Raw genomic sequence first — 26,189 nt, forward strand, 5'->3', positions numbered from 1 at the left:
AGTTGGGGGATTTAGGGGGCTTTAACTTTCACCAGATGATCGCGAATTCATTCCTTAATTCAGCAACGCCAAAGACGTTAAGCAATTATTTAAATTTACCTTGCTGGGTGTGATTCCCCACTTTAGTAAAACTCAATTATTAAATCCATCACAGGAAGTTTTAGATCCATTTACCCCCCAAGTTATTGTTCGGAATACGCCTCGGTCTCCCATCAGTGAATCCTATCGGATGCTGCAAGCAAATCTCAAGTTTTTGAGTTCAGATAAAGCCCTCAAGGCGGTGACTGTGACTAGTTCCTTACCTCAAGAAGGTAAGTCAACGGTGTCTGCTAATTTAGCAGCAGTGATTGCTCAGCGAGGAAGTAAGGTATTGCTAATCGATGCTGATCTCCATAAGCCTGTTCAACATCGGATCTGGGATTTGTCCAATGAAGTGGGCTTGAGCAATATGCTTGTGAATCAGGTTAACTTGGGGGATGCCATTAAACCAGTAATCGAGACTCTGGATGTCCTGACCTCTGGAGTAGTACCTCCTAATCCAGCAGTGCTTCTGGATTCCCAGCGCATGGCTTCATTGATTAACCATGTTGCTAGTCGTTACGACTTTGTGATTATTGATACCCCTTCTTTAAACGTTGCTGCTGATGCTCCTATCTTAGGAAAAATGACCGATGGTGTGCTGTTAGTTTCCCGACCTGGAGTGGTAGATTCTGGTAGTGCTGCTTTCGCCTTTTGGAGCAGTCTGGTCAGACTGTTCTGGGCTTGGTGGTTAATGGCGTGATTCCTGATAATGAGCCTAACAGTTATTACCATTTTTCTCAGGAATACATTTCAGATGAAAGCGTTGCTCTTAATAGAATACTTGATGTTGCTAGTTATGAGTAATTAGATCATATATAGCAAAGGGAACAGGGAGTAGGGAGTAGGGAGCAGGGAGTAGGGAGTAGGGAGTAGGGAGTAGGGAGTAGGGAGGACGATTTCCCCTTATTCCTAGATACTGAATCTAATTAGAATTGACGATTTACTATTGACCATCATCCCTAGATAATTAATAGATAATTACAAAGAACGGGAGATAGTGCGAAAGATGTAGTGATTAGTTAGAGTGCATTGACTTTGTGGAGTTCTACGTTGCCTCCTTCAAAGACTTGAATCATGAGTTGATAGCCTGTCTTGATGCAGTCGCTCATGGGGGTAACCCCCAAGACCGCGCTGCATCGCTTCCATCAATGACATTCCAACAAGTGGTTCTGAATCAGCTTCATCGATGGGAATTGTTAGAGAGAATCCGTCCCATAGGATAACTACCTCATACACATTAAAAATACATTCACTACCATCCCCAAGAAGAGCGCGTCCTCGCCTTTTCCATCTCAGATTTAACTGAGTAATCAAATCTGGAGACAGTGAAAGCCAACCATTAAACCCTGTATCTATGATTGCCGCTTGAGTGTAAATTTTACCATTCAAGCCATAAATTGAAATGGGAATAATGGGTTCAAAGTCTGCATTAACATTTCCTCTAATCATCCCGTTCTTTTTCCACGTCCACCGAACCGACGAACATAGCGTGAACCAATCCGGACTATCCAGATTTGAGAGGTTGTCTGAAAAGTCTCATTTGCTACATCCAAGCCCCCGTTGGTCCCCCAATTTTGGGGGACTTCTACCAGCAAATTGATTCTTGTTCCCCCCAGAATTGGGGGGCTAGGGGGGCAAAATTCAGTATCAAAAAACTTTTCAGATATCCTCTGAGCATCTGGGTTACGGGCTTCGAGGCGATCGCAAGCGGCTATTTCCCTTGGGTCAACCTCAAAATCGCCTGTTTCAATATCAATGGCAACAATCTTGCCGTGATTCCCTGCTTCGACCTTTGGACGCACCTGAGTTTCGTAGATTTCATCACCACGTCGAGCAAATTCTTCTTTGCTGTATCGAGGTTGTCGGACTGTCATTGGAATGATCTTGTTTCAGCTTTACGCCTCTATTTTAACTTAGTCGTGGGGCGCACTCATCAAGCAGGATTCCCATAGGTTGTCAGCAGTAAGCTTTGACTTTATTCACGCTAACCATAAGTAGACAACGTAAAGTGGTTGGTGTAAACCTGTTATTAGCTTGCTTCGTCGTTAATTCAATAATCCCCTATTTCCACTGATGTCGTTACTCAGTTTGGAGGGAATACTGGTGACAATTAGAGCAATTCTCTAAGCTAACAATATTGAGGAATAGTGATATGGATGAAGTGGTTAGAAAGTTTGCTGCACTAGGCTTACCTGGTGTGATACTTCTAATTGCTATGGCAACAACGGGATTTACTGGAGCAGCAGCGATCACAGCGGCTTTGGCAATGTTAGGTCCATTCGGAATGATCGGAGGCATTGCTTTTCTTGGGGTGGTGGGAATAGCTGCTGATGGCTTATCGAAATTCGGACTTGAAGCATTACTGGTTGGAATATATAAAGAGCGCCAACAAGAAGGAGAATCTAAAGCATCTCTCTGTAAAGAGATTGAACGGTTAATGGTTTCTCGTGATTTGAAACGCAAACTCAAAGAAGAAGTGAATAATGGTAAATCTTCGGTTGAGGATAGGCGGGCATCGAATTCATCATCTTTTGATAATTTAGGAATAAAGAAATATAAAGTTGATTGGAAACGCAAACTCAAAGCAGAAGTAAATAATGGTAAATCTTTGGTTGATGATAGGCGTGAATCGAAACAGGATATTGATGAACACTTAGATATTGAATCTATAGAGGATATTGATGAACACTTAGATATAATTGATAAAATGAAGGGGAGGGAGTTTAAAAAATTTATGGCTAAATTATTTAAGCAACTGGGCTACCAAGTGAAGCGCACTGCAGCAACTGCGGATTATGGAGCCGATCTGGTAATTAAAAAAGGGGAGATAAAGGCTGTTGTTCAAGCCAAGATACAACAAGGTAGCGTAGGGATTAAGGCCGTTCAGGAAGTAACAGGGGCAATTGGCTATTATCAGGCGAACCTGGGACTAGTTATCACTAATAGTAAGTTTACAGAACCTGCAAAAAATCTGGCAGCTAAGACTGACATTATGCTTTTTGATAGGGATGATTTGAAAAAATTAATTAAAAAAGTATATAAGCAAAAGCCTTCTGAAGATAGCTGAGGGGGTGACATGAGCCCCAAAAAGCTTACTCTATAAGGCTTTGATGCCAATGGGCTCATGGAAGATACAGTCGGAAATTAACCCTCAAGTCATTGTCTTGATGCAAAGCGCGAGTGGGGGAAACCACGGCAGTCGCTCATGGGGGGAACCCCCAAGACCGCGCTGCCTCCCCTGTTCCGAAGCTGCATCGCTTAATGGCAAGCTCAAACCCTTATAACTACGTCCAAAGGAGCGCCCAAAACAGAATGTATATTTTTGGAACTTATGGGCTGAAATTATTATCCAGTAAGGATTTCAGCTTGTATGTCACCCCCCCAGGAAGATAGTTCATTGTAAAAAACACCCGCTGTTTAATTGCAGCGGGTGTTGAGTGAATAATTCAGAATGCTGGTAAAGCATAATTGAGTATCTCCTGCATGACGCGCTGGTAGTGTTTAGCTAAAATTTCGCTACCGCTCGGAATGATAGGAGGTATTGCTTTTTTTGGGGTTGTCGGAATAGCTGCTGATTGCTGATCAAAATTAGGACTTGAAGCGTTACTGCTTGGAATATATAGCGTTTCTCATAGCTATGAGGTACAATTATAAATAGATTAAATAGTTAATTATAAAAATTTCGTATGAAACCTTACTCTCTTGACTTTCGGCAAAAAATTCTATAAATTCATAACAAATAAAAATTATCAAGGTGCGCGCCTCCTAGGGCGATTTACTCGCCCTAGGGTCGCACCTCCGAAACTTAGCTCAACGTTTTGGTGTAGCCAAAAGCTTTATTCAAAAATTACTAAAACAACATAGAGAAACCGGAGATATTAAACCGCAACGTCAAGGGGGAAGTCCGCCAGGGTGCATCTCAGTTTTGCCATTAGGCAAAACTGAGATGCACCCATTCTAAACTCTGGCCATTCTCACTGACAGCTATACGCAAAAATCGCTGTCGGTAAGGATAGTTAAGGCAAATGCAAGTTGTAAACCGATGCTACCAGATTTGATATAATTCCCCCAACAGTTGTTGAGTTCACTTACCTGCACCTACCTACAACTTGCACCTATTTACAACCTTAAACCTTAAACCTTAAACCTTAAACCTTAAACCTTAAACCTTAAACCTTAAACCTTAAACCTTAAACCTTAAACCTTAACCATTGTTTCGGCTTGGTAGCGGATATTAGCTTGTTTCAACCGATTGAGGGCTTCACCCAAGCGATCGCATTCCGCAATCAAACTAATCCGCACATACCCTTCACCCCCGATGCCAAAAGCATTTCCCGGCGTGAGGACTACTCCAGTTTGCTGCAAAACATCCAGAGCAAAATCCGTTGAACTTACCCCTACTGGGCAAGGAACCCACAGATACATGGTTGCCTTGGATTTAGGAATCTGCCAACCCAACTCTGCCAAACCCTCAATCATGAAATCTCGGCGGCGGCGGTAACGGTTTTGGACGTCTTGAAGGTAAACATCTGGCAGTTGCAAGGCCGCTTCAGCAGCGGTTTGCAAGGCAGCAAAGATCCCATAGTCCAGATTAGTTTTTAAGGTACGCAACCCTTGAATAATGCGGCTATTCCCCACTACAAAGCCAACGCGCCAGCCAGCCATATTATAAGTTTTGGATAGGGTGTGGAATTCTACACCAATATCTTTAGCGCCAGGAATTTCCAGCAAGCTAGTAGGCTGATAGCCATCAAATGCTAATTCCGCATAACATAAGTCATGTACTAGCAGAATTGAGTACCGACGGGCAAAGGCAACAATTTCTTCAAAAAACTCCCTTGGGGCGGTAGCGGTGGTCGGATTACTGGGATAGTTAAAATAGAGGATCTTAGCTCGTTGGGCAACCTGATCCGGAATTGCCCCTAAATCAATCAGCCAATCATTCTCCCGTTTCAAAACCAAGCTGTGAATTTCCCCCCCAGCAATCAACGGACCCCGGAAGTGGACCGGATAAGCAGGAGAAGGTACTAAAATCAAATCTCCCGGATTCACATAGGCCAAGGCTAGGTGAGCTAGTCCTTCCTTGGACCCTAACAGAGGTAAAGCTTCACTGTCTGGGTCTAGCTCCACATCATAGCGGCGGTGATACCAATTCGTAATTGCCCGACGGAAATTAGCAGTCCCCTCAAAGGGAGGATAACCATGGTTAGCCGGATTTTTTAAGGCTGCGATCGCTGCTTCGATCACCGGCTGCGGTGCTGAACCATCAGGATTACCCATCCCCAAGTCAATCAAATCCAGCCCTTGCTCACGGGCTCTTGCTTTTAATTCATCTAAACGAGCAAATACATAGGGAGGGAGTGCGCTTAGTCGTTGTGCTGGGGTAATCAAATCTACCATCATCAGTGTCAGGTTTGGAAGTTAGCCGGTTGAAGGTCAAAACCTAGAATTTTTGACTTTGGCCAAAAGGCCACGCGATCGCGAACGAGTTGAGAGCCAGTATAAGGGAAAATGCTAGTAATATAAAAGGTTATTAGAAATCCGAACACTGAAAACTCCGCCACAAAGCGAGCGGAGATGAAAGCGACTAGCGCGCTTTTAGCCTAAAAGAAATCTAGTCTAAAGGGTTGACGATTATCTAGCCCTAGGGTATATAAGTATAGGGTACAGGTTGAAAAACCGTTCGCGTAGCGTGGCCTTTGGCCTTGGCGCAACCGGGAGAGAAGCCCGCCACTGCTTGACCTTAAAACAGTAATGCCCGGAGGGCAGGGAAAATCCTCCTTAAAAACCCAATCGTTAACTAACAATTAACGTGTGAACCCAGAAAAATCACAACTTGAGAAAAAGAAACGGTACGGTGGGGCACACCGGAACCAGGCGAAAAGGAAGAGAAACGGACTCTTAAAGGCACTTCCAACTAAGTAACCAAAGGCCTAGGGAGAATCGCCCTCTGGGTCTGTCGTAAATTGACTAAAAACTTGGTCTTGACGGGTTTTTGGTTAAGTACTGTCCTATTTTTGACGGCGTTAAAGATAGGAATACGGCGGTTTAAGGCGGCTCGTTGATCTAGGAATCCCCGCGCCTAATGGTCGGGGAGTGTCAACAGGTTTGAGCTCAAAAGCTGCAACCTTAACCCAACACCGTTCAACCTACAACCTGCAACCTGCAACATTTTTGAATGAAGAATGTAGAATTCCAAATTCTACATTCTTCATTCTACATTCTTCATTCTGACAGACAACCTTCAACCTCAACCGCTGGCAAACTTAACTCCTTACGACTGCCCTCAACTAGTATCCTAGTAGAAACCATTGCTGCCATCAGCTGTTCTGGAAGCACCTTAAACGGTAGCCGATGAATATCAGAATTTTCCCCACAGGCAATCTCAGCTGCTTTCTGTAACTGAGCCAAGGTAATCGACCCCAATCCCAGGTCTTGGAGAGTTTGGGGCAAACCAAGCTCAGCATAAAACTTCAGCAACTGTTGCCGTGCTGATGCCGCCAGTTGGTTCCCCTGAAGCATTTCTTCCAAACGCAGCTGCACCAAAATGCCATAAGCCACCTTTTCACCATGTAAAGAATCGTGAGCTGCTGGTATATGAGTTAAACCATTATGTACAGCATGGGCAGCAACAGTACGACATCTAGCTCCACCCAAGCCCCCAATCACACCAGCCAGTAAAACTGTTGCATCGACAACTTCCCGCCAAACTTCACTACCAGGTTGGGTTAGAGCATCAACCGACTTTTGGAACAAAATATCTCGCAATACCCTTGCCTGTTGGACAGCCGCAATAATTAGAGTATCTGTAGCGCTACCACTACTAACTGAAGCTTCGTACCACTTCGCTAAGGCATCACCAATCCCAGCCACTAGGGTACGTTGGGGCGCTGTCTGAATCAAGCTGTAATCAAGTACCAATAAATCTGGGCAATGGTCAAGTCCAACATCATACAGGAAAGCCCCCTGGTCAGAATAGATATTAGATAGAGCTGTCCAAGCGGCACAGGTAGCAGCAGAGGTGGGTACAGTAACCACAGGTAACTGGCACTGGTGCGCTAGGATTTTAGCAGTATCCAACGCCTTACCTCCGCCAATCCCAATAATCAAGTCAGATTGATGAGCAGCAACAGCTTCTGAGAGTTTAGCTAGAGACTTCTCACTGCAATCAGGACTGTAGGATGCACATTCATAACTGAGTTGATGCTGTTCCAAAACCGATTCCAGTGATGAGGCTAGGGTAGCCAGAGTATGCTGACCTCCTAGAATCAAAGGACGATTTCCCAGCCGTGCGATCGCATTTCCTGATTCTTCCAAGGAGCAACGCACTACTTGAGTCGGTGCCACGTTTAGGTAAAGCAAGGAAGTAGGTGCTTGTTTGGTCATGCCTGTAGCCCAAATAAACTTTTGGTTTGTTGACACTCCCCGCCCGCTTATGGACGGGGATTCTCACTTCAACGAGCTGTCTTGCCTAACCAGGCCGGAGCCAGGAAAGGTAGAGGACAATTCTCCATGAGCGTGTTTGGTCTATGACCTAGGTTTCGGTGTGCCCCACCGTACCTAAATTATTAAGGATTTAGATAGACAATGATTTTAAATATTTTGGCTCTCCTAGAGTGGCTATTATAAAGTATAAAATAATCGCCATAGCCTTTACTAATCAAGGGTTTGATTAATTTAAAAATGCCAATAAACTAAAAATGTATTTTTAGTTTATTGAATCCCTTGCTATTTAAGGGGTAATCGCTAATTTAAACTACTCATTTACTATAATCAGTCTAGGAGAGCCCATATTTTTTTTAATCTTAGATTTTCATAGACGACCAAATCGTTAGATTGGATTATGCAACATGCTTATCTCTTAGCTTGTTTTTTACATTGTCTACTTATTCTAAGATAGTGTCTATCCGTATTGTTTTTAGTTATCTGTTATATTTTTCAATAACACGCTCTGTGAAAACTGTCAAGTCAGAGATTAAAATAAAAGCCGTCCTAGAAGGACGGGGCTTTAAACCCATTTTTTTGGCTAAGGTGAGTAATTACCTTACTGGGTGATAGGTCTTTTATTATACATTTTGCCAAACTTAGAGGGGTTAGGGGTTAGGTATTAGGTGTAGCCTTGGATGACAATCTTCAACCTTTCAAACTTTCAACCTTTCAACCTGCAACCTTTAACCTTCAATTTGAATTAGCTCAGAAACAGTTTACGCTCCGCTTCTCTGCGTTTGCTCAAGCCTAATAGGACTCGACCACCACCCTTGTTCCAACGAAGAAACTCCTTGGCCGCCCCTTGAACATCACCCTGATTCAACTTACGTAACAATGTAGAGCGCCTAAACGCTGTTGGTCCTATATTGAACACAAAGCTAACTAGAGCAGAGAATTGATTATCAGTCAGTGATACTTTGACAAGATTACTCACCGTAGATTCAGAACTTTCTAAATCTTGTCTGAGCAATTTCTCCCCTTGCTCAACAGTGATGATATCTCCTATCCTAACACCAGCAGTATGACCCCATCCAATAGTAGGAATTCCCACCGGATCGATATAAGCTTCTACTCTGCCATCGGGGCACCTTTTATGGAGTCCTTCAAACTCTTTAACCAGATCTAAACCAGCTTGGTTAATGTTTCTATCGGTACCTGGTGGCAACTCTGGTGTTACTTTCTTGATGATAGCATCAAAGTAAAACTGAGCCGTTTGAGGACCAATAATTCCTCTGACAGCTCCAGTATTACCGAGTTTGTTAGCATCTTTAAACTTATTGACTCCTGGCTCAGACAAGTCCAAGCCGCATTCTTGACACAGTTCAATAAAATTTTGTATAATTATAGGGCTAATAACTTCTTCTACCTCCAATTCCATTAATTCTTGGAGTTTACTAACCTGAGGCACTGGCAGGTTGACTATAATGTCAAGTGCATAGCGTTCTTCCACAGAAAGGCTATCGAGTTTGATTTCTTTAATAGTTAGAGCTGACATAGTTGGATGACTTATAAAATAAACGTAACGTTATTGGTGATCAAATCTGCTTTACTAATTATTATATCCCTGATTTTTTATGGCTAAAGGTTAAGGGTAAATTAGTAATTCGCAATTTTTAATGGTTATAAAAAAGCGATAAACCAGATTTTAATAGACAAGAGTCGCCCAGGAAAAAAATTCCATGACTTGACTCTGTTTCTTGACTAAGCTGATAGCTGACTGCTTACTCAACAACTAGGGTTTTGAGTTACTAAAGTAGTCTTCAGCGTGAGTTTTCGCTTTTACGTTAATTGTGATAAGTTTGAAACAAAAATTTACAAAACTATGAATTCCCCTTTCCCGTCTCTTGGTGCGCGTTCCCGTGGGCGACAGATTATTAAGGGTAATTATCCGGAGATGATATGACAAGCCGAGCCAAACCTTGATTTAGCTTGATTTAGATCTAGGGTGAGTTAAAGGGGTTAAAGTGACCGAAAAAATTGCGAAAAATTAATCTTGATAATAACTAACTTAGGTGAAGTCGCCTCTGAGCAACGACTTCACCTAAGGAAAGTGGGATGCGTTAACTATTGCCTCCACAAGCCATTTTATGGTAAAAAAAATCGGTCTATTATTGGTCAATCTACCGATTCTAAAGGTGCGCTTTCCGTGATGGCGTTCGCTTAGCGTGACCTACGGTCAAGGGATTGCTCGCCATCACGGGTCGCACCTAAAGGTATCCTAGGGATTGAGACCTGTGGTAGATGTATTTTTTCAACTGTTGGAGTGTAACCCAGCCATTTTAGGGACTGTTGGGCAAACTGTTGAGGACAACCGCTGACCCCAAAGCGAGTTGGTCTTGCCTCCCCAGTATTCTTCCCTCCAATTAAATCCAGTTCTTGAGCAGCAGCAGCAACAACGTATTTCGCTGGGTCTACCAATTTAACGTCTGGGGGTAATATTTCCCGTAGGATCGGTTCGAGATGGGGATAATGAGTACAGCCATAAACTAGGGTATCAATTTGGGCTGCTAGCAAAGGTTCTAGGTACTGCCGTGCTACCGCTGTAGTGTAGGGTTCGCACAAGCGATTTTGCTCCACTAATGGCACAAACTCCGGACAACCCACTTGCCAGACCTGAGCCGTTGGTTCAACCTCTAAAATAGCATTTCGATAAGCATTGCTGGCAGCCGTAGCTGGTGTAGCAATCACCCCAATCCGACGACCTTGGTGGAGCGCCGCACGGGCACCCGGTAGAATCAGCCCCAGCATTGGGATGTCAAACTCACTACGCAGAGTTTCCAATGCCAGAGCCGAACTGGTGTTGCAGGCCATCACCACCATTTTGACATCCTGTTGCACCATCCAGCTGAGAATCTCGAAGCCGAACTGCACGATTTCATCGGTAGATCTGGTACCGTAGGGTAGCCGTGCTGTGTCAGCAAAGTAAATAATTGATTCGGATGGTAGTTGTTTGTATAGTTCCCTCAGAACAGTCAGACCCCCCACACCACTGTCGAAAATCCCGATAGGACTACTCTGGGGTTGAGTTCGAGAGATCAAAATTTGGTTATTGATCATTGGCTAAGAATTGGCACCTACCCACCCAGGGGCAATAAACAAATTACTTAGGTTCGCTCAAAACAAGAAAATTGTTAGATTATAGGTTAGCAATTATCAATTAAGAATTGACAAAATATCAGAACTTAACTTAGGTCAACCGATTCTGCCGAATATAACCGATTTTGCCGAATATATAGGAGGATGCCACGAGCGATCGCTCTAGCCATCTGGCTGCGATAGGCGGAAGTTTTCAGTTTAGCGGAGTCTTCATAGCCGGTTAGAAAACCAACTTCTACCAGAACTGCTGGCATGGAGGTTTTCCTGAGCACATAAAACCTCGCCCGTCGGGTACGTCGGTCACTAATATCCACGCTCCGCAAGATAGTGTAGTGGATGGTTTGGGCAAGACTCTGACCAGTAGAGTAGTAGTAAGTTTCTAATCCATTCACATCCGGTCGGTTACGCCCGATAGCATTAGCGTGGATGCTGACAAATAAATCAGCATCAGTCCGTTCTGCCACTTGAACTCGTCCATTCAGACTGATGAATCGGTCATCTGAGCGAGTCATGACAACCTGGATCCCCTGTTTTTCCAACAGCGCTTCCACCTGTCGGGAAATCGACAAATTAACATCCTTCTCTTGTATACCCCCAATACCAATAGCACCAGGGTCTTTGCCACCGTGTCCGGCATCAATGACCACTACCAGGCGCTCTTTGGGAACCTGACGTCTGGGAATTGGTGGGCGAGTCCGGTTAGGCGGTGGCACAGGAATCGAGTTAGGCGGTGGCACAGGAATCGAGCGCGGGGGTATCCTGGTTGGCCTCCTTGATAGAAATGGTCTCAGTTGCAGAGCCAACAGCTGATCATTGAGCTGATTGAGGCTACCAATTCGGGTACCGTTTGATGGTTGTACCAGAATCAGCACCGTGTTTTTGTCCTCCTGCCGAACCATCACCTCTGATACGGGACTAGTGGTATTAAGTTGAGGGCCACTGAACTTCTCAGCTAGTTTGGCATTCGGTATAGTAATTTGGTAAGCCTTTGAACGAGGATCCCATTTGCTAGTGGCTCTGACCCGTTGGTTAGCCTTAATCAATAGCTGAGTCTGATTACTAGCCAGTTCCACTGACCCAATGGTGGCTAACTTACCGGTATTAGCCGAGCCACGAGATTGAATCGGTTTCGTTGGCACTTTGGATGTTGGTCCATTATCTAAGCGTTGAGCTGGGATCCCCCTAGGGAAAATCAACACCCCTCCCAATCTTTGACTGAACGATGCCAGCCAATCAGGGCTGTCACTATCCACATTTAGGGTCATCCGGACAATCGGTGGGGACTCTTTTTTCTTTTCAAACTCGATTTTGCTAACCCCGTAGCGATTTACCTCCAAATCCTCCCCTAACAGACTCTCGGCAATTGTAACCCCTTCTAGGTCGATGTTAATGCGGCGGTTATTGCGACTTCGTTCGATTTGAATGATAGGTTTCCCACCATCGGTACTGACAAAAAATCCATTTCTATTGATCTGAAAGCCTTGGCGGCGAATCCCCGGATTGGATCTCGGAATAGTTGGATTGGATCTCGGAATAGTTGGCCGTGGTGGAGGGGATTGAGTGCGGGTCGGTGGCTGAGCCGGTGGTAGAGATGGCGGTGCTGGGTTAGGCAGAACCGGCAGTGACCCTCGATAGGGCTGAGGTAATTGTACAGTCCACTGATTGGGGCTAATACCCCGAAATTTTACCTGCTGGGGGTCTATAGTGTAACCAGGAGCCAATTCAACCACAATCCGAGTGGTTTGTCTCTCAAATTGACCCACTCGCACTTCTCGAATCGCCCCGCTTAGACGCTGATTTGTTGATGGACCTCCGACGTTAATTCCCGGTAAATCAATCACTAACCGGGTAGGATTAGAAATGAGTTGGGCTGTGGGTTGTACACCCACATCAGTGGTAAATTCCAGGCGATTCTGATTGCGATCATATTGCCAAAATAGTAGTTCACGGGCTTGAGCCGCCAATGAAAATAGAGAAAATGTCAAAGAGCTGGAGAGTAGCAGTAGCCAGCGAAACCTCACAATTCTTACTCCTGTATCATGTATCTTAGGTAATTGGTTATAGCAATTGGTTATAGCAATTGGTTATACCAGCTGTTAGCGGTTAAGTATTAGACCCCAACAGCTGCCTAGAGTAGGCTATAGTTAACCGCTAATCCCTAACCACTCACGATGAATACCCCTAATTAATAGCCCAGTCAAGCAATGTCTAGTCTGTTTGACTAATAAGATTAATCTGATTAATCTTATTAAAACCGTTAACAGACTCGGACGTAGATTAGCTTGGTTAAGTTTCAAGAGTTTCAGTATACACGGGTTTCTCTGAATCGAAAATTTGGTTTTAGTTAACACACTTAGCTTTGTCAAATCTTAAAGCATACACAATCAACTAAATTGAACAGGATTCTTCAAGAATCCTGCATCAATAATTGTCTTTAATCAGCAAGCTCAGATAGCTTAGCAACAAGTCTCAAGACTCTCCAGCTGTTTCCACCGGCTCAGATGGCTCTTGAAAGACCAACCGCAACAAAGGCGGAGCGATAAAAGTCGTTAAAATAACCATCATGATAATCGCTGCTTCAGTGGCTTCTGAAAGAGCACCACTTGCTGAACCAACACCAGCAAAGACTAGCCCCACTTCACCTCTGGGAATCATGCCAACCCCAATAGCCAGACGGTTAATTCCTGATTGACCAAAGACTGTCAATCCTGTGATCACCTTACCAAGAATTGCCACCACAATCAGGAAAGTTGCCAAGATCAAACCCTCGCGATTACTGGGAACTGCTGGGTTAAGCACACTCAAATCAGTTTTGGCTCCCACAGTAACAAAGAAGATGGGCACAAGTATATCTGCCACTGGTAAGACCTGTTCTTCTAATTCTCGACGCTTATCCGTCTCTGCCAAGACTAGCCCAGCAGCAAAGGCTCCCAAAATGGCTTCTAATTGGATAGCTGTGGCAATATAGGACAAGACAAAGGCAAAAATGAGTGCTGTCAGTAATACCTGACCTCGGGTTTTCATTTCCTTGACCAAGGCAACGAAATACGGACCGAGGAAGCGACCGATTAGAATTGCTCCAACTAGGAAGACACCAGCACTAATAATCAAATAGATCACATTAGTGATCACGACTTCCCCAGTTTTTGCCAGACTAGCCACCACAGCCAGGACGATAATTCCTAGGACATCATCGAGTACGGCAGCACCAATGATAATTTGCCCTTCTTTAGAACTCAACTGTCCAATTTCTGCTAGGACTTTAGCGGTAATCCCGATACTAGTGGCAGTTAGGGCAGCACCAGCAAAAATAGCAGGGACAGCAGAAATATGAAATAGGTAAGCTAAACCAGCAGTACCAGCAGCAAAGGGGACAACCACGCCAACTACAGCTACCACAGCAGCCTGCGGACCAACACGGATCAGTTCTTTGAGGTCAGACTCTAGTCCAATTTCAAATAACAGGATGATCACGCCGAGTTCCGCTAAGACGGAAATCACCTCGCTAGTAGACTCAAAGACTGAGTTGGTAGCTTCTGGGGTTAGACCAGCCGTAGTTTGGAGAAAGCTCATCATTACAGAATTGCTAGCCGCACTGCCCCCTTCTGGGAAAACTAGCAGATTTAGGGCAGAAACCCCGACAACTACACCACCGACCAATTCCCCTAATACCGGTGGTAAGTTAATCCGAGCACAAATTTCGCCTCCAAGTTTACTGGCGAAGTAGATCACCACTAGACTCAATAGCACTCCTGCAAGAACCAGTGAACCGTTTTCTGCTTCATTAGCATTAGCAGTGGCTTCCGTTGCTGTTGCCAATAGGGATGGCAGAGGGTGTTCAGGGGGGAGGAATGGTAAGGGGGTGAGGAGATTCACCCAGGCAGTTGTATCAGCCATGTAGTTGCGAATAAATCATTCATTATACTTTACAAAAATTATGGCAATCCTTGAGCCTCTCAGGTCTAGTCAGGGGCTCAAACTAAGCTAGTACTCTGTCAATGGAGTTTTGATGCTTAGGTGTTAGGTGTTATGTATTAAATGTTAGATGTCAGGTTTGAGGTGTTAGATGTTGGGTTAAGTTATGGTACTTAATTCCTAATCAAGGGCGTGCCAACAAACCAACTTGTCTAGGAGAAGAACAACCCGATCGCTTGGTTAAAAGAGCTCATGGGGAAAATCATCACATCTTAACCTTTCGTATTCTTTGAGAGCCCACTCATTCTCTTCAGTGTATTTCGTTACCAGCTTAATGCATTGCTGTCTTCGTTGATCCTGCTCCTGAGCTTTTTGTTGTGCTTTTTCTCTGGCTATGCGTTGAGCATCTTGCTGGGCTTGTCGTCTGACTCGTTGAGCATCTTGCTGGGCTTGTCGTCTGACTCGTTGAGCTTCTTTGTGGGCTTCTATGGTAGAAATTTTAGCATCTGCCCTGTCTATAATTGGTTCAACTTTCTTTTGCCAATAGCTAGTGGTCACCCTCCTAGCCTTTTGCTTAGCCTGTTGCCATTGACCTGCCTCCAGAGCTTGAAGTGCTTGTTTGCGAATCGATACATTCACAGCCCACTCTTGTTTCCATTGGGCAATGGTCTCGGGTAATCTTTGACGAATCAGATTAGTTTCAGGAATGACTTGAGTTAGAGCAATGGCTTCATTGAGCTTCCCTTGTTCCTGATACAGCTTGGTAGCTTTCTGAAATAGGCGGTTAGACCACTGATTAATTAACTGTTGTGCCTCTTGGTAAGGAGCACTATCTGGGGTCAGTTTATTGGCCTCGATAATTGCGTCTTTAAATTGGTTCGCTGCAGCTAGTATCTTAGCTTTGCCAAATAGTTTCTGGGCACACTCATTAAAAATCACCTGAGTCTGTTGATATATAGGCGACTTTTCAGGAATAGTCGTGGCTTTATTGATGCATTCTTCATATTCCCGTTCTGATCGGTGCTTCTGAATCTCTTCTAAGCGTAATAGTAGATTTCGATAACTTTGCCATTCTTGATATGACCAACCTAGCCCTGCACCAATGACAGCAACTGCTAGCCACATCCCTACCATTCGCAGCCATTGGTTGGTTGGGGGCGAAGACACAGGTGGAATTGAAGGTGGAAGGGATGGCACAGGATTTCCTCCTGAGAGTGGATGCGGTGGAATAGTAACTATACTATTTTGAACACATCTATCCGCTTTCTGCTATAGCTGCATTTCAGTAATGACACCCAAACCCCAAACCCCAAACCCCAAACCCCTAGGGAATTGTGCATCTTCCCAAAAGTGTCCAGTCCCAGCCCCTCTATAAAATCATCCGGACAAAATTAATTCGTCTTTCAGGAAACTGTAATATTACTGCTGTAGTCTTCAAAGAAGAGTCCCAAGTTGTAGGGACAATCTGGATGGTTTTCTTGGGTACACCGAAGACGCATTAATAAGTGACACATTAAGACCAACCAGCTGGGTGCTGTTAGCCGTAAGGTTGAATCTAGATAGGCTGCAAATGAGGTTGAGGCAAATATGAATGCTCCTACTTTTCTAAATCGGCAAAACCAAAATCGACAGTGGTTCCCAATGTCCCGTAAAAACCACAGGCATTTAGCGCCAGTGAGGCTAGTGCCTAGAAAAAGCCACATACACTCTGTGAAAAGCCTGCGCACCTTAGCAAACTCGAAAGTGAAACAAGGGGATTACAACAGTGCGATCGCATTGTTAACCCAGTTGATTAATCTCAATCCCACCAGCGCATCAGACTACAACAATCGGGGATTGCTGTATTTCCAAAGTGGTCAGCCCTACAAAGCCTTATTTGATTACAATCAGGCACTGGGAATTGATCCAACATTGGACAGTGCTTACAACAATCGCGCTAATTATTATGCATCAGTTGGGCAACTGGCTGAAGCCCTCACCGACTACGAGCAAGCTATTGATCTCAATCCGGGAAATATCCGCACCTGGATTAACCAAGGGATCACCTTCCGGGAATTGGGATTGTACGATTTAGCCCTAGAAAACCTTGACATGGCTCTAATGCTGGGATGCCTGGAAGACCATGTCTATGCTCAGAGAGGGCGTACTTACCATCTCAGGGGTGACTGGAACTGTGCCATCAGCGACTATCACAAGGCTCTGAAGTGGCTGCCAAAGTCTGGTTCTTCTGATTCCTTGCGCGAGAAAGTGGAAAATTGGATCAATGATTTGCTTAAGCCACTGAGAGCTTGAAGGGGTTAGTGCTTAGCTCTAACGGTCCCAAACAGCGATTCGACCTAGGAGACGCTACGCGAACGCATCGAGCCACCTCGACCTATTACCTTTAGCTCAGTTTATGCCCACCGGAAGTATAACTAATTTCCATCCCCTAAGTCTGGATCTTGCCAGACGACCTGAACCTGATTTGGATCACGTCGTAAGCTTTGCTCTCGCATTACTTTCTGGGCTTGCCTGGGGTCAAAAGAGCGACTGAATTCACGGCGCAATTTATTCACTCGTGTTTCAGTTCGCTTCACCTCTCGTTTGACTTCTCGCAACTTGGCTTGCTGTGAGAGATGATAAGGTAATAGTTCCATTAGTGCGGTAATCGCAGCGGCACAGAGAACTAGGTTAACAAGTAACTTAGCAGTAGTTTCACCAGCAACTGCCCCGTAAGACTGTCGCTGCGGACGGTGCTTGATTCGAGGAACTCTTCGGCGAGGTTTTGATGGTAGCCGAGTTGAGTGAGGGGGTTGGATTGCGTTCATTTCCTTTTACAATGCCACGCTGGCACACCAGCGCCCTTGGGTTTATTATTGGGTTGATTAGGATAGAGTTTTGAGTATGCACCTTTTATTTAGCCAGATAATTTAGCTAAAGAATAGTCTTTATGGAAGAATCAAACCCCCAAATAGACTAAGAGCTTAGCATAATGTGAGTTCGATCACATAAATTGCCTGGTGTTGACTCCAATCCAAGGGAAAGGATCTTCCACTCAGGATAATAATTCAGAATTATTGCTTATAATATATAAAATATCTATTAACATTCCCAGGTAGACTGGCGTTGGCAGCCATCATTCAAATCCAATTCCCCTCCCGTTATACCCGCGTATGAAGCGCGGGAAAGGGGGCTTATAGAGTGTGGACGCAGGTGACCCACACAGCCCGGAGACGAAACCTTAAAATAAGGTTTGAAGTTACCGTAAGATCAGGTCGCCTTTTTGGGTTGTAGGTTATGCAGAAAAGGTTTAAAACTGTTGTTATAAAGGCGACCTGATCTAAGGTTTCGTCTCTTGCCTTAATCATGGAGGCGCGCTTGACCCGTAATTAAATTCGCGCGATTGTCGCGCCTCAAAGTTTTAAGCCTTTTCAGCCAAGCCTCCCAACCATAAAGGCTGCCCCAGCGAGGGATTGCTCGCTGGGGTAACTTCTGACCCTTGGGAATTGGAGACTCAATCTGTTGCGCTTCTTGATGAGCTCTGCTAAGATTAAAAAATATTAATGCACCCAAAAGGTGCCGGTTTGCGCGCCAGCTGAAAAGCCGCTGCTAAAAGCGTAGATCAAGATGCAAGTAAGCTCAAGGATTTTGTCAGAGAGTCTAGAGGCTGTTTGGCTCAGCCATTAAGAGTTTTATGCTCTTAAGAATCCCTGACTATAATCCCGTGATGAGCGTGAGCGAGTGTCAAGGATTTCACTAGCTTTAATGAGGCTTCGCCATTGATTAACTAGTTTAAGTGACATACTCCCACACGCTCATCGAAGATTACAGTGTGGGCTTCTTACCAACTCCAGCCATCGCTTAGGATACACGGGTTACTTTATTAACGACACGGGATGCCCCTCCGCGCCGGAACAATACAATAAGTTCTATTTTTAATTAGTAGGTGGCGGTTAGCTCTTAATTTGTTTTCCCTACTATTTTTAGTATAACGTTTTTCAGGCTGTTTATCAGAGTTCCTGTCCGCGATTCATCCCTGGAGACGAAACCTGATTGTTAGTGGAGCCAAAATCGGCAAAGTTTTAACCCTTTTACGCATAACCGACTAACCATAAAGGCGACCCTATCCTTACGGTAACTTTAAACACTCATGCTGGGCATTGAGATGTGGGATGAATCGCGGAGGAAGCTAACCCACCCAAATCCTAGATTATGGGTGGGTTAGTTAAACTATTTTGTTTATCCTTTGTCCGCTCTAGATCCAGGCCGCTTAGGAGCAAGGCTTTGAGCTTCCCAGGATTATTTGTAAAGTTCCGTAGACAGCCGGAATGCTAGAAATCCCGGAATCAAAGCCAGGAATAGAGCTCCGATAACTTGGGCATCTGAAATAGGCATCGTATACAATCTCCTTTATTTGAGCGATATTCTATACCATTCACGGTGCGCTTGACCTAGGCAAATTTAATTCGCCACGGGTCGCACCGAAGCCAACTAATTGGGCTAGTTCTGGAATTTTATCACAATCACTGGTCAAATCCAGATAATAGAATCCTTTTAGCTTGGGTTGATCTCAAATTGCGATCACAGCTATTACCTTGATCTTGCTGAAGGTTCGGTGTGGGCGTTGGAACCTCCCTGGGGTCGCAGCGCACTTTAATTATGATTAAATGTTAAGATTAATTAAATTAGATATCAAAGTTTTAGCAATTTAGGCGATTAAGTCTATTACATAGACTAAGTTAACCTTTTAAGACATTAATAATTTTTAATGCTAGACCAAATTCTTAACTCATCGTTTAATGTTGGGCTTGAGGGTCCTGTGGTTTTGTTGATTCTGGTGGCACTAGAAGCTGTACTGTCTGCTGATAATGCGATCGCGTTAGCTGCGATCTCCCAAGGCTTAGAAACCAAACAACTTCAACGCCATGCTCTTAACTTGGGCTTAGCAGTTGCCTATGTCCTACGAATCAGTTTGATTTTTACAGCCACTTGGGTAGTGCAGTTTTGGCAGTTTGAGTTATTGGGAGCAGCCTATCTGCTCTGGTTGGTCTTTGAGTATTTCACCTCTGATGAAGATGAACAACATCACCATCATGGCCCGAAGTTTACTTCTCTATGGCAGGCAATTCCCCTAATTGCTGTTACGGATTTAGCTTTTTCCTTGGATAGTGTCACGACAGCGATCGCAATTTCTGACCAGACCTGGCTGGTTATTGCTGGTGGCACCATTGGGGTAATTACCCTGCGCTTCATGGCGGGCTTATTTATTCGTTGGTTGAAAGAGTATGTCTATCTGGAGGATGCTGGCTACATCACCGTGGGCTTTGTGGGATTGCGGCTGTTGGTCAGAGCGATTAAACCGGAATTAGTGCCACCGGAATGGTTAATGATTGCTGCTATTGCCCTAGTGTTCATGTGGGGATTTTCTGAAAAGTCTAAGACCCCAGACCTGGAGCCAATTCCTGTGGAAAACCAAGGGCAACCGGCTTTGGGGAAAGAGCAAACCGCAAAAGAAGCTAGTCGCTAAAGGCTTTTCACAAGAGCCGGGAAGAATTCCCCCATCTCCCAATCAATGATACCAACGCTCACCAAACATGGGTAGAGCGTTGGACTTCCGGTCTAAAGGTTCATGTTACTATTACTCGTAAAGCCAAGGGGTTATGGTTGGTTGCCAGCTAACTAGCTCTTCTTCCTTAAACCAGAGACTAATCTCGTTCTGCGCTGTCTCAATGGCATCTGAGCCATGGATAAGATTGCGACCTGTGTCTAAGCCATAATCGCCCCGAATGGTTCCTGGTTCAGCCTCCAGAGGTTTGGTAGCACCAATTATCTTTCTTGCGGAAGCCACTACTCCATTTCCTTCCCAGACCATTGCTACTACGGGACCAGAGATGATGAATTCGATTAGTTTGGGAAAGAAAGGTCTCTCTTTGTGAACAGCGTAATGCTGTTCGGCAAGTTCACGGCTGACGTTCATCAGCTTCAGCCCAACTAAGGTAAAACCTTTTGTCTCAAAACGCTGGATGATTTGACCAACAAGATTCCGTTGTACACCATCCGGCTTAACCATCAGAAATGTCCGTTCCAAGTTTATCTCCTCAAATTGTTTAACTCAGCTCAATCTTCGGCATAGCCTTTCCCATGATATTCCCTTCGGACTAAGATTCAAGCCCGCCCTATTGCTAGTTGAATTAACTGATCCACCAATTCTGGAAAAGAAACACCTGTAGCTGCCCACAGTTGGGGATACATACTGGTTGCTGTAAAACCTGGTAAGGTGTTAATCTCGTTGATGAAGATTTCCCTAGTGGCTTCGACATAAAAGAAGTCTACCCGTCCTAAACCAGCCCCATCAACGGCAGTAAACGCCTGGATTGCCATTTCCTGAATCTGGGTAATGACGTCAGTGGGCAAGGGAGCGGGGATTAACAAGTCCGCTTGACCCTGAGTGTATTTGGTTTCGTAGTCATAGAAATCACTCTCATAGGTAATTTCACCAACTACTGAGGCTTTGGGATGATCGTTCCCTAGTACAGCACACTCTACTTCTCGCCCTACTACTCCTTCTTCTACAATCAACCTGCGGTCATAACTAGCAGCCTTATCTAAGGCCGCTTCTAATTCAGAACGCGATCGCACTTTGGCAATCCCGACCGATGAGCCTAAATTAGCTGGTTTGACAAAGTAGGGATAGTTTAAGGTTTCTTCAATTTGGTCACAGAGTTTGGTAAATACACAGGGATCGGACCAAACTTGCGATCGCAAAACTTCCATGTATTTGACTTGGGGTAATCCAGCTTGGGCATATACTGTCTTCATTGCCAGCTTGTCCATGCCTACAGCTGAACCCAGAACACCACTACCGACAAAGGGAACTCCCATCAGAGTTAGTAATCCCTGAACTGTGCCATCTTCCCCATTTGGCCCATGGAGGATGGGAAACCAGACATCTACCTCAGTGGCAACGGTAGGAAATTGCCAGACATTACCGCTAGGAGCAGATTCCAGGGGGGTTCCCGAGTCTAAAACCTGTGCGATAGTTTCGACCGCTGTCCAGATGCCATTTTTTTGAATGTACACTGGCACCACTTCGTACTTAGAGGCATTTTCGTCAGCACCCAGAGCGTTTGCGATCGCTCTTGCAGAACTAATGGAAACTTCGTGTTCTCCTGAGACACCACCAAACAGCAGTCCAACTCTGCGTTTTGTCATAGCACTATAAAGTTAATTAAAAATCCTCTAATAAAGAACCCAAGCGACTTAGTAACGGATCATCAGATTGATCAGCGTCTTTTTCCAATCCTGCTTTAGCCGTCCCATCTGAGTCTCTGGTCGCTTTTGCTGTGGATGCCTGTGCTGTTAAGCCAGACACATCCGTCGTACTAAAATTCGACAGCACCGTTTCTACACCAGCAACTTGCTGTTTTAAGTGTTCGAGTTGTTGATGAGAACGGTCATCGACTTGCTTGACCTGTTGGATTAAGGCCGTCAATTGATCATCAAGTTGGTCAGAGGATTCTTCAGTAGATATAACTTGCTCTAATTTCCCAAGCTGCTGTTGTAACTGGGTCAATTGTTCAGTTGTATTAGAGTCTATTTCCTCAATTCGTTGAGTCAGATCACTTAGCTGATTATTGACTTGGCTAGGACTCTGAACCGATAACGCCTGTACCACTTCAGTTAATTGCTGCTGCAGTTGGGTTAGCTTGTCTTCAAGATTTCCAACACCGGTTGTTTCCTCGGTTGTTTCTTTGGTTGTTTCCTGGGAGGATTTCTTTTCCTCAGAGGACTCTGGTTTCAACAGAAACTCTTGGAGAGCTTGCTTGCACAACATGCTAAAGCTAGGATACTGACCCTTAGCTAGTTCTTTCTCCACTACCTTTAGTAGGGCTTGATCCTCCCGGTTAGCGGTAAATGCTACTGTTTTATTTACTTTTTTTGCTATAGGTGCCATGGGAATTATGCCTATAATCTTATCGGATAATTACAATACAATTTATCTACAAGTTATCGAGATGCTGACTGCTTCTGCACCTCTCCATAAATGTATTGTCCCAAAGCATTCGCTTTTCGAGAGGGTTGAGCTAAGTAACCCTTGAGTCTAGCTTCTTTGAAGATAAGTTGAAGATCATTCCAGAAGAATTGTCCACCACCACCCGTCACCACTACGTCTGTGGTGCGTTCTGGTAGCCAAGCGAGCAAACGATCAGACAGTTCACGGGCAAAACTTTTGCGCAAACTCGGTATAATTTCGTCGAGGTCTGTGGGCTGAGCAGCACCTTTAGGACGATAGAAGCGCTCTCCTTCTGGACGATTAACCGCTTTGATTAATAGCAAAGATTGACTGTCAGCTCCCTGAATTTGGGCAGCTAATTGATCATAGAACTCATTCATGGCAAATGCTTCACTCTGAGATGCTCCTCGGGCAAATCGGAACGAATCTGCCATGATAAAGTCAGTGGTTTGGTGGCCAATATCCACAACGGCGACGGAACGGTCATGTAATCCGCCATCGGATGGATCGTTTTCCTGAACTTCAACCCAGATCAAACTACCATAGCCCTCTGGTATCACCCAAACTTTTTTAATCGTAATCGACACTGGTTCCCCTCTGTAGTACATGACATGAGGTGAAGCCAGGATACCAATTAATTCCTCTTTTTCACGCTCAAACTGCTCTTGGGAATGGTAGGGCAATCCCATGATAATTGCCAAGTCACCTTGAAGCTCGAAATGTCCTACGCAGGCAAAGACTTTTATCAAGGCATCTTCTACTTTCGATTGACCAACACCCAAGTTAGCTCCGAAGTCAGCAGCTAGTTGTCCAATGGCGTATCCTTTGCCTTGATACTCGAGCCAAATATCTAATAGAGGGTCACCCAGTCGAGCTTCAAACCCACCCCGACGCACTTGCTCAACGGTGAGATGGGCAACGTTGGCAGGAATTAGCACTACACCATCGGGGTAACGGCTGATACAAGCTTTAGTAGAGGTGCGACCTAAGTCAATGCTGAGAATAGGAACTTTGTTCACGAGGGTAGCAAGCTGTTTAGCAGTCATTCGTAGTATATAGCAGTTTGTTTAACTCAACTCACAAAAAATAGTCCGATGTTTGGAAGCCCCGTCTAGGCAAGAGCGGGGTGCGGACAATGATCAGGCTGTTTGCGATCGCTCTGGCACCAATGGCCAAAAATCCGTATACTAGGTCGGTTATAGACGCAGGTTCACTCAAGTCTGTCGGACACCTAAGATTACCAAAAAATTTGGGTTTAAAGCCCCGTCCATATGGGAGTGTCAAAACCAATTTCCAATTACTAGATAAGGTGCCCAATAGGCGGGGCGAGCATATTGTCCTCCTGCTTCCAGTAAAGCGATTTGAGCAGCACGAAGCGCTTGGGCTTTGTTTAAGTTTGATTGTCGCAAACCCTGGTAAAATTGGGCAGCAATTTGGGCAGTAATTTGATCATTAATGAACCAAAGCGAGGCTAAAGCACTTCTGGCTCCTGCTTGAACAGCTACACCGGCTAAACCTAATGCTGCTCGGTCATCACCAGTGGCGGTTCGACAGGCAGTCAGGGATAGTAACTCCACTGGTTCAGTAGTACTAGCTACACTGCGAATTACCCGATCTAATTCATCAATGGTGAGTTGATCATTTTCCCCGGTGACTAGGAAAGTGTCCTCCGGTTCAGTGCCGAACTCACCGTGAGTAGCTATGTGAATAATCGGGTAAACCGTTGTGCCTAATTCTTGTTGTAGGCGATCGCGGGTAAATTCCTCATCTAGTAGCTGTTTGCTCTCTGGTATGGTTTGTGTCACTGCCTTAACTTCTCTGGAGACATTGCTCAAGGCTTCAAATTCACGACATCTCGACTAGCAGTTAGGATATCGCTACGGATTGTTTCGAGAGTAGCGATCGCGTTTTCATAGGCTCCAATTGCCTCAGTTACTTTCCCCTGGTCCTTAAAAATTCGTGCTGTTTGCCACTCCCACAAGTACAGACTATCCTTTGCCAGCAAGTTTTGCTCAGCTGCTAGTCTAGCCTGTTGGCTTAACTCTAGGGCTTTGGTATACTGGTCACGACACTCATAGATATGACCCAGTTCCCCTAGGGCAAAGGATTGGGAGCGATGGTCATTAATCCGTTGCGCTATTTTTACGGCTTGGTCGAGGAGTGCAATAGCCTGGGGTTCTAGTTTGGGCTGATAGCATCGCATCCAGGGACTAGTTTCATGAGCCGGAGCAATCGGTTGCAACAGGTTAGCTAACTCAATGGCAGCATAAACCTTATCCTGGGAATCTGGTAGAGTTTCCAAGAGGGAGTAGGCTTTTTGCCATTCTTTTTGCCATTGCGTAACACTAGCGCTATTTTTATCAAGGCGATAGTACAGGGGAATCTGATTAAGCCTTGCCCGCATTTGACCGGATTGGTCGTTTTGAGTAATAGCAAGGTCGAGGCTTTTCTGAAAATACTTTAGTGCTTCGCTATCGTTATTTTTAGCTTTTTCTGCGAGTGCCGAAGCCTTTTTTGTGTACTCGATTTTTTCAGCAGAATTTGCCCGACGATAGCTGAGCTGAGCTTTGCTACTGTAGGCATTACCTAAACTATTCAGGGCTGAGGATTGATAGGCAAGGTGGTCAATATCTTGGGCAATAGTTAAGCTCTTTTCGAGATAGTTAATCCCTAGATCGTACTTGCCCCTGAGGCGATAAGCATCCCCTAAACTCCCCAACGCTGCAGCAACTCCCAGTTGGTCTTTATGGGTGCGAGCCAGTTGTAATGCACTTTCTGGCACACAGGGGTTATCTTGGGGATTATCATAATTAATGGTACCACATAATAATGCGATCGCTTTTTGATTTTGCCCCAATTTACTATAAGCTTGAGCCAGTTCGGTAAGCATCCGCCCTACCTGTTGTAAATCCCCCAGTTGCTGATAATTAGTGATGACTTGTTCCCAGTAGTTAATGGCTTGGTCGATTTGACCAATTTGCTGATAAGCTCTCGCTAGGTTTTCTAGAACAATAGTTTGGTTAGGGCGGTTGTTGGTTTGTTGATAAGTAGTCAGCGCAGTTTGCAAATACTCTATAGCGCTAGTAAAATCTCCCAGTTGGTAGTGTTCCACCCCTTGTTGGACAAGTTGGCTAGCATCAGGGGATTGAGCTGTGGCTGGGTTTCCCACTTGCAGTTGCCAGGTGGTAGCGGGAACATGACCGAGCCACAGGCTAATGGTGAGGCTGGATAGGAAAAGAAGTCCTAGAACGCTTCGGACACTGGATTGGCGGCTCATGGGAGAATGCCAGTTGCAGATTTAAATGATAGCAAAGGGAGTCGGGAGTCGGGAGTCGGGAGTCAGAAGTCAGGAGTCAGAAGTCAGAAGTCAGAAGTCAGAAGTCGGGAGTCAGAAGTCAGGAGTCAGAAGTCAGAAGTCAGAAGTCAGAAGTCAGAAGTCGGGAGAAAAGGAGAGAAGGGCAGAAGGAAAGGGTGTTGCTGATTCTAAATTCCCAATTCTAAATTCTAAATTCTAAATTCTTAATTCTTAATTCCATAAAAAAATAGCCGTAGAAATACTATCCACGGCTAGATCAATCACATATGTCAGAAATTTCCGAAACCCTTGGCCAAGGGG

The 26,189-nt window shown here is 44.9% G+C and carries 22 protein-coding genes and 2 pseudogenes; 6 read left to right on the forward strand and 18 right to left on the reverse strand.

Features of this window, described 5'->3' with window-relative positions:
* The first annotated feature begins 109 nt into the window (after positions 1–109).
* On the forward strand, positions 110–781 hold the full coding sequence (locus tag F6K63_RS24635; protein WP_229414732.1) for a CpsD/CapB family tyrosine-protein kinase: 672 nt from the start codon (positions 110–112) through the stop codon (positions 779–781).
* 359 nt (positions 782–1,140) lie between these two features.
* Here the strand turns inward: F6K63_RS24635 and F6K63_RS24640 are convergent, their stop codons facing one another.
* Both F6K63_RS24640 and F6K63_RS24645 read right to left on the reverse strand, forming a co-directional pair.
* Positions 1,141–1,530, reverse strand: a complete 390-nt coding sequence (locus F6K63_RS24640) for a hypothetical protein (RefSeq protein WP_008188729.1) — start codon at positions 1,528–1,530, stop codon at positions 1,141–1,143.
* A gap of 224 nt (positions 1,531–1,754) precedes the next feature.
* Positions 1,755–1,955: pseudogene (locus F6K63_RS24645) on the reverse strand (hypothetical protein); the annotation flags it as partial.
* Positions 1,956–2,233: 278 nt separating this feature from the next.
* Between F6K63_RS24645 and F6K63_RS24650 the strand changes: the two are divergent.
* Both F6K63_RS24650 and F6K63_RS37980 read left to right on the forward strand, forming a co-directional pair.
* A complete protein-coding gene (locus F6K63_RS24650) occupies positions 2,234–3,148 on the forward strand; it encodes a restriction endonuclease (RefSeq protein ID WP_008188725.1) in 915 nt (304 codons plus the stop codon).
* 729 nt (positions 3,149–3,877) lie between these two features.
* Positions 3,878–3,991 (forward strand): annotated as a pseudogene (locus F6K63_RS37980) (IS630-like element ISMae26 family transposase); the annotation flags it as partial.
* Positions 3,992–4,278: 287 nt separating this feature from the next.
* Here F6K63_RS37980 and F6K63_RS24660 read toward each other — a convergent pair.
* The 7 genes from F6K63_RS24660 to F6K63_RS24690 form a co-directional block, all read right to left on the reverse strand.
* Positions 4,279–5,484: an aspartate aminotransferase gene (locus F6K63_RS24660; protein ID WP_044494956.1), complete on the reverse strand. Its 1,206-nt coding sequence runs from the start codon at positions 5,482–5,484 to the stop codon at positions 4,279–4,281.
* An 822-nt stretch (positions 5,485–6,306) separates the two neighbouring features.
* Complete coding sequence (locus F6K63_RS24665) at positions 6,307–7,467, reverse strand: iron-containing alcohol dehydrogenase family protein (RefSeq protein WP_287313372.1); 1,161 nt, start codon at positions 7,465–7,467, stop codon at positions 6,307–6,309.
* Between the two features lie 802 nt (positions 7,468–8,269).
* On the reverse strand, positions 8,270–9,064 hold the full coding sequence (locus tag F6K63_RS24670; RefSeq protein ID WP_287313357.1) for a lysozyme: 795 nt from the start codon (positions 9,062–9,064) through the stop codon (positions 8,270–8,272).
* 665 nt (positions 9,065–9,729) lie between these two features.
* On the reverse strand, positions 9,730–10,626 hold the full coding sequence (gene murI, locus F6K63_RS24675) for a glutamate racemase (RefSeq protein ID WP_287313358.1): 897 nt from the start codon (positions 10,624–10,626) through the stop codon (positions 9,730–9,732).
* Positions 10,627–10,751: 125 nt separating this feature from the next.
* Positions 10,752–12,686, reverse strand: coding sequence for an N-acetylmuramoyl-L-alanine amidase (locus tag F6K63_RS24680; protein ID WP_287313359.1), 1,935 nt, complete (start codon positions 12,684–12,686; stop codon positions 10,752–10,754).
* Between the two features lie 448 nt (positions 12,687–13,134).
* Entirely contained in the window at positions 13,135–14,562 is a 1,428-nt protein-coding gene (locus F6K63_RS24685) for a cation:proton antiporter (protein ID WP_287313360.1), read from the reverse strand.
* A gap of 258 nt (positions 14,563–14,820) precedes the next feature.
* Positions 14,821–15,777, reverse strand: a complete 957-nt coding sequence (locus F6K63_RS24690; protein WP_287313361.1) for a hypothetical protein — start codon at positions 15,775–15,777, stop codon at positions 14,821–14,823.
* Between the two features lie 390 nt (positions 15,778–16,167).
* Here F6K63_RS24690 and F6K63_RS24695 point away from each other — a divergent pair, with 390 nt between their 5' ends.
* Positions 16,168–16,872 carry a tetratricopeptide repeat protein gene (locus F6K63_RS24695; protein ID WP_044494947.1) on the forward strand — a complete coding sequence of 235 codons (705 nt, stop codon included), beginning with the start codon at positions 16,168–16,170 and terminating at the stop codon, positions 16,870–16,872.
* Positions 16,873–16,994: 122 nt separating this feature from the next.
* On the opposite strand, the gene F6K63_RS24700 is transcribed toward F6K63_RS24695, so the two are convergent.
* Positions 16,995–17,387 (reverse strand): slr1601 family putative cell division protein, encoded by a 393-nt coding sequence (locus F6K63_RS24700; protein WP_008188704.1) that lies wholly within the window; start codon positions 17,385–17,387, stop codon positions 16,995–16,997.
* Positions 17,388–18,858: 1,471 nt separating this feature from the next.
* Positions 18,859–18,954: a photosystem I reaction center subunit XII gene (gene psaM, locus F6K63_RS24705; RefSeq protein ID WP_071986952.1), complete on the reverse strand. Its 96-nt coding sequence runs from the start codon at positions 18,952–18,954 to the stop codon at positions 18,859–18,861.
* A 373-nt stretch (positions 18,955–19,327) separates the two neighbouring features.
* Here psaM and F6K63_RS24710 point away from each other — a divergent pair, with 373 nt between their 5' ends.
* Positions 19,328–20,086, forward strand: a complete 759-nt coding sequence (locus F6K63_RS24710) for a TerC family protein (protein ID WP_008188702.1) — start codon at positions 19,328–19,330, stop codon at positions 20,084–20,086.
* A 111-nt stretch (positions 20,087–20,197) separates the two neighbouring features.
* Here the strand turns inward: F6K63_RS24710 and ndk are convergent, their stop codons facing one another.
* The 7 genes from ndk to F6K63_RS24745 all read right to left on the reverse strand — a co-directional run bounded on the left by ndk (position 20,198) and on the right by F6K63_RS24745 (position 25,850).
* Positions 20,198–20,647: a nucleoside-diphosphate kinase gene (gene ndk, locus F6K63_RS24715; RefSeq protein WP_044494944.1), complete on the reverse strand. Its 450-nt coding sequence runs from the start codon at positions 20,645–20,647 to the stop codon at positions 20,198–20,200.
* Between the two features lie 77 nt (positions 20,648–20,724).
* Entirely contained in the window at positions 20,725–21,771 is a 1,047-nt protein-coding gene (locus F6K63_RS24720) for a D-alanine--D-alanine ligase family protein (RefSeq protein ID WP_287313362.1), read from the reverse strand.
* 16 nt (positions 21,772–21,787) lie between these two features.
* Positions 21,788–22,513, reverse strand: coding sequence for a hypothetical protein (locus F6K63_RS24725; RefSeq protein WP_287293436.1), 726 nt, complete (start codon positions 22,511–22,513; stop codon positions 21,788–21,790).
* A gap of 53 nt (positions 22,514–22,566) precedes the next feature.
* Positions 22,567–23,619, reverse strand: a complete 1,053-nt coding sequence (fcmB, locus tag F6K63_RS24730; RefSeq protein ID WP_008188684.1) for a filament morphology actin-like protein FcmB — start codon at positions 23,617–23,619, stop codon at positions 22,567–22,569.
* A 31-nt stretch (positions 23,620–23,650) separates the two neighbouring features.
* Positions 23,651–23,857 carry a hypothetical protein gene (locus tag F6K63_RS24735; protein WP_287313363.1) on the reverse strand — a complete coding sequence of 69 codons (207 nt, stop codon included), beginning with the start codon at positions 23,855–23,857 and terminating at the stop codon, positions 23,651–23,653.
* Positions 23,854–24,378, reverse strand: a complete 525-nt coding sequence (locus F6K63_RS24740) for a CHAT domain-containing protein (RefSeq protein ID WP_287313364.1) — start codon at positions 24,376–24,378, stop codon at positions 23,854–23,856. The genes F6K63_RS24735 and F6K63_RS24740 overlap by 4 nt, the downstream gene beginning before the upstream one ends.
* Positions 24,379–24,404: 26 nt before the next feature.
* Positions 24,405–25,850, reverse strand: a complete 1,446-nt coding sequence (locus F6K63_RS24745) for a tetratricopeptide repeat protein (RefSeq protein WP_287313365.1) — start codon at positions 25,848–25,850, stop codon at positions 24,405–24,407.
* Between the two features lie 25 nt (positions 25,851–25,875).
* On the opposite strand from F6K63_RS24745, the gene F6K63_RS24750 reads away from it, so the two are divergent.
* Positions 25,876–26,088: a hypothetical protein gene (locus F6K63_RS24750; protein ID WP_287313366.1), complete on the forward strand. Its 213-nt coding sequence runs from the start codon at positions 25,876–25,878 to the stop codon at positions 26,086–26,088.
* Positions 26,089–26,189 lie beyond the last annotated feature (101 nt).

This window comes from Moorena sp. SIO1G6 (genome assembly GCF_010672795.1).
In the GTDB taxonomy this organism is placed as follows: domain Bacteria; phylum Cyanobacteriota; class Cyanobacteriia; order Cyanobacteriales; family Coleofasciculaceae; genus Moorena; species Moorena producens.

Excerpts from the sequence above, each read along its gene's own strand:
- F6K63_RS24640 (WP_008188729.1), bottom strand. The coding sequence starts at position 1,530 with ATGATTAGAGGAAATGTTAATGCAGACTTTGAACCCATTATTCCCATT.
- F6K63_RS24650 (WP_008188725.1), top strand. The coding sequence starts at position 2,234 with ATGGATGAAGTGGTTAGAAAGTTTGCTGCACTAGGCTTACCTGGTGTG.
- F6K63_RS24660 (WP_044494956.1), bottom strand. The coding sequence starts at position 5,484 with ATGATGGTAGATTTGATTACCCCAGCACAACGACTAAGCGCACTCCCT.
- F6K63_RS24665 (WP_287313372.1), bottom strand. The coding sequence starts at position 7,467 with ATGACCAAACAAGCACCTACTTCCTTGCTTTACCTAAACGTGGCACCG.
- F6K63_RS24670 (WP_287313357.1), bottom strand. The coding sequence starts at position 9,064 with ATGTCAGCTCTAACTATTAAAGAAATCAAACTCGATAGCCTTTCTGTG.
- murI (WP_287313358.1), bottom strand. The coding sequence starts at position 10,626 with ATGATCAATAACCAAATTTTGATCTCTCGAACTCAACCCCAGAGTAGT.
- F6K63_RS24685 (WP_287313360.1), bottom strand. The coding sequence starts at position 14,562 with ATGGCTGATACAACTGCCTGGGTGAATCTCCTCACCCCCTTACCATTC.
- F6K63_RS24695 (WP_044494947.1), top strand. The coding sequence starts at position 16,168 with ATGAATGCTCCTACTTTTCTAAATCGGCAAAACCAAAATCGACAGTGG.
- F6K63_RS24700 (WP_008188704.1), bottom strand. The coding sequence starts at position 17,387 with ATGAACGCAATCCAACCCCCTCACTCAACTCGGCTACCATCAAAACCT.
- psaM (WP_071986952.1), bottom strand. The coding sequence starts at position 18,954 with ATGCCTATTTCAGATGCCCAAGTTATCGGAGCTCTATTCCTGGCTTTG.
- F6K63_RS24710 (WP_008188702.1), top strand. The coding sequence starts at position 19,328 with ATGCTAGACCAAATTCTTAACTCATCGTTTAATGTTGGGCTTGAGGGT.
- F6K63_RS24720 (WP_287313362.1), bottom strand. The coding sequence starts at position 21,771 with ATGACAAAACGCAGAGTTGGACTGCTGTTTGGTGGTGTCTCAGGAGAA.
- F6K63_RS24725 (WP_287293436.1), bottom strand. The coding sequence starts at position 22,513 with ATGGCACCTATAGCAAAAAAAGTAAATAAAACAGTAGCATTTACCGCT.
- fcmB (WP_008188684.1), bottom strand. The coding sequence starts at position 23,619 with ATGACTGCTAAACAGCTTGCTACCCTCGTGAACAAAGTTCCTATTCTC.
- F6K63_RS24745 (WP_287313365.1), bottom strand. The coding sequence starts at position 25,850 with ATGAGCCGCCAATCCAGTGTCCGAAGCGTTCTAGGACTTCTTTTCCTA.
- F6K63_RS24750 (WP_287313366.1), top strand. The coding sequence starts at position 25,876 with ATGATAGCAAAGGGAGTCGGGAGTCGGGAGTCGGGAGTCAGAAGTCAG.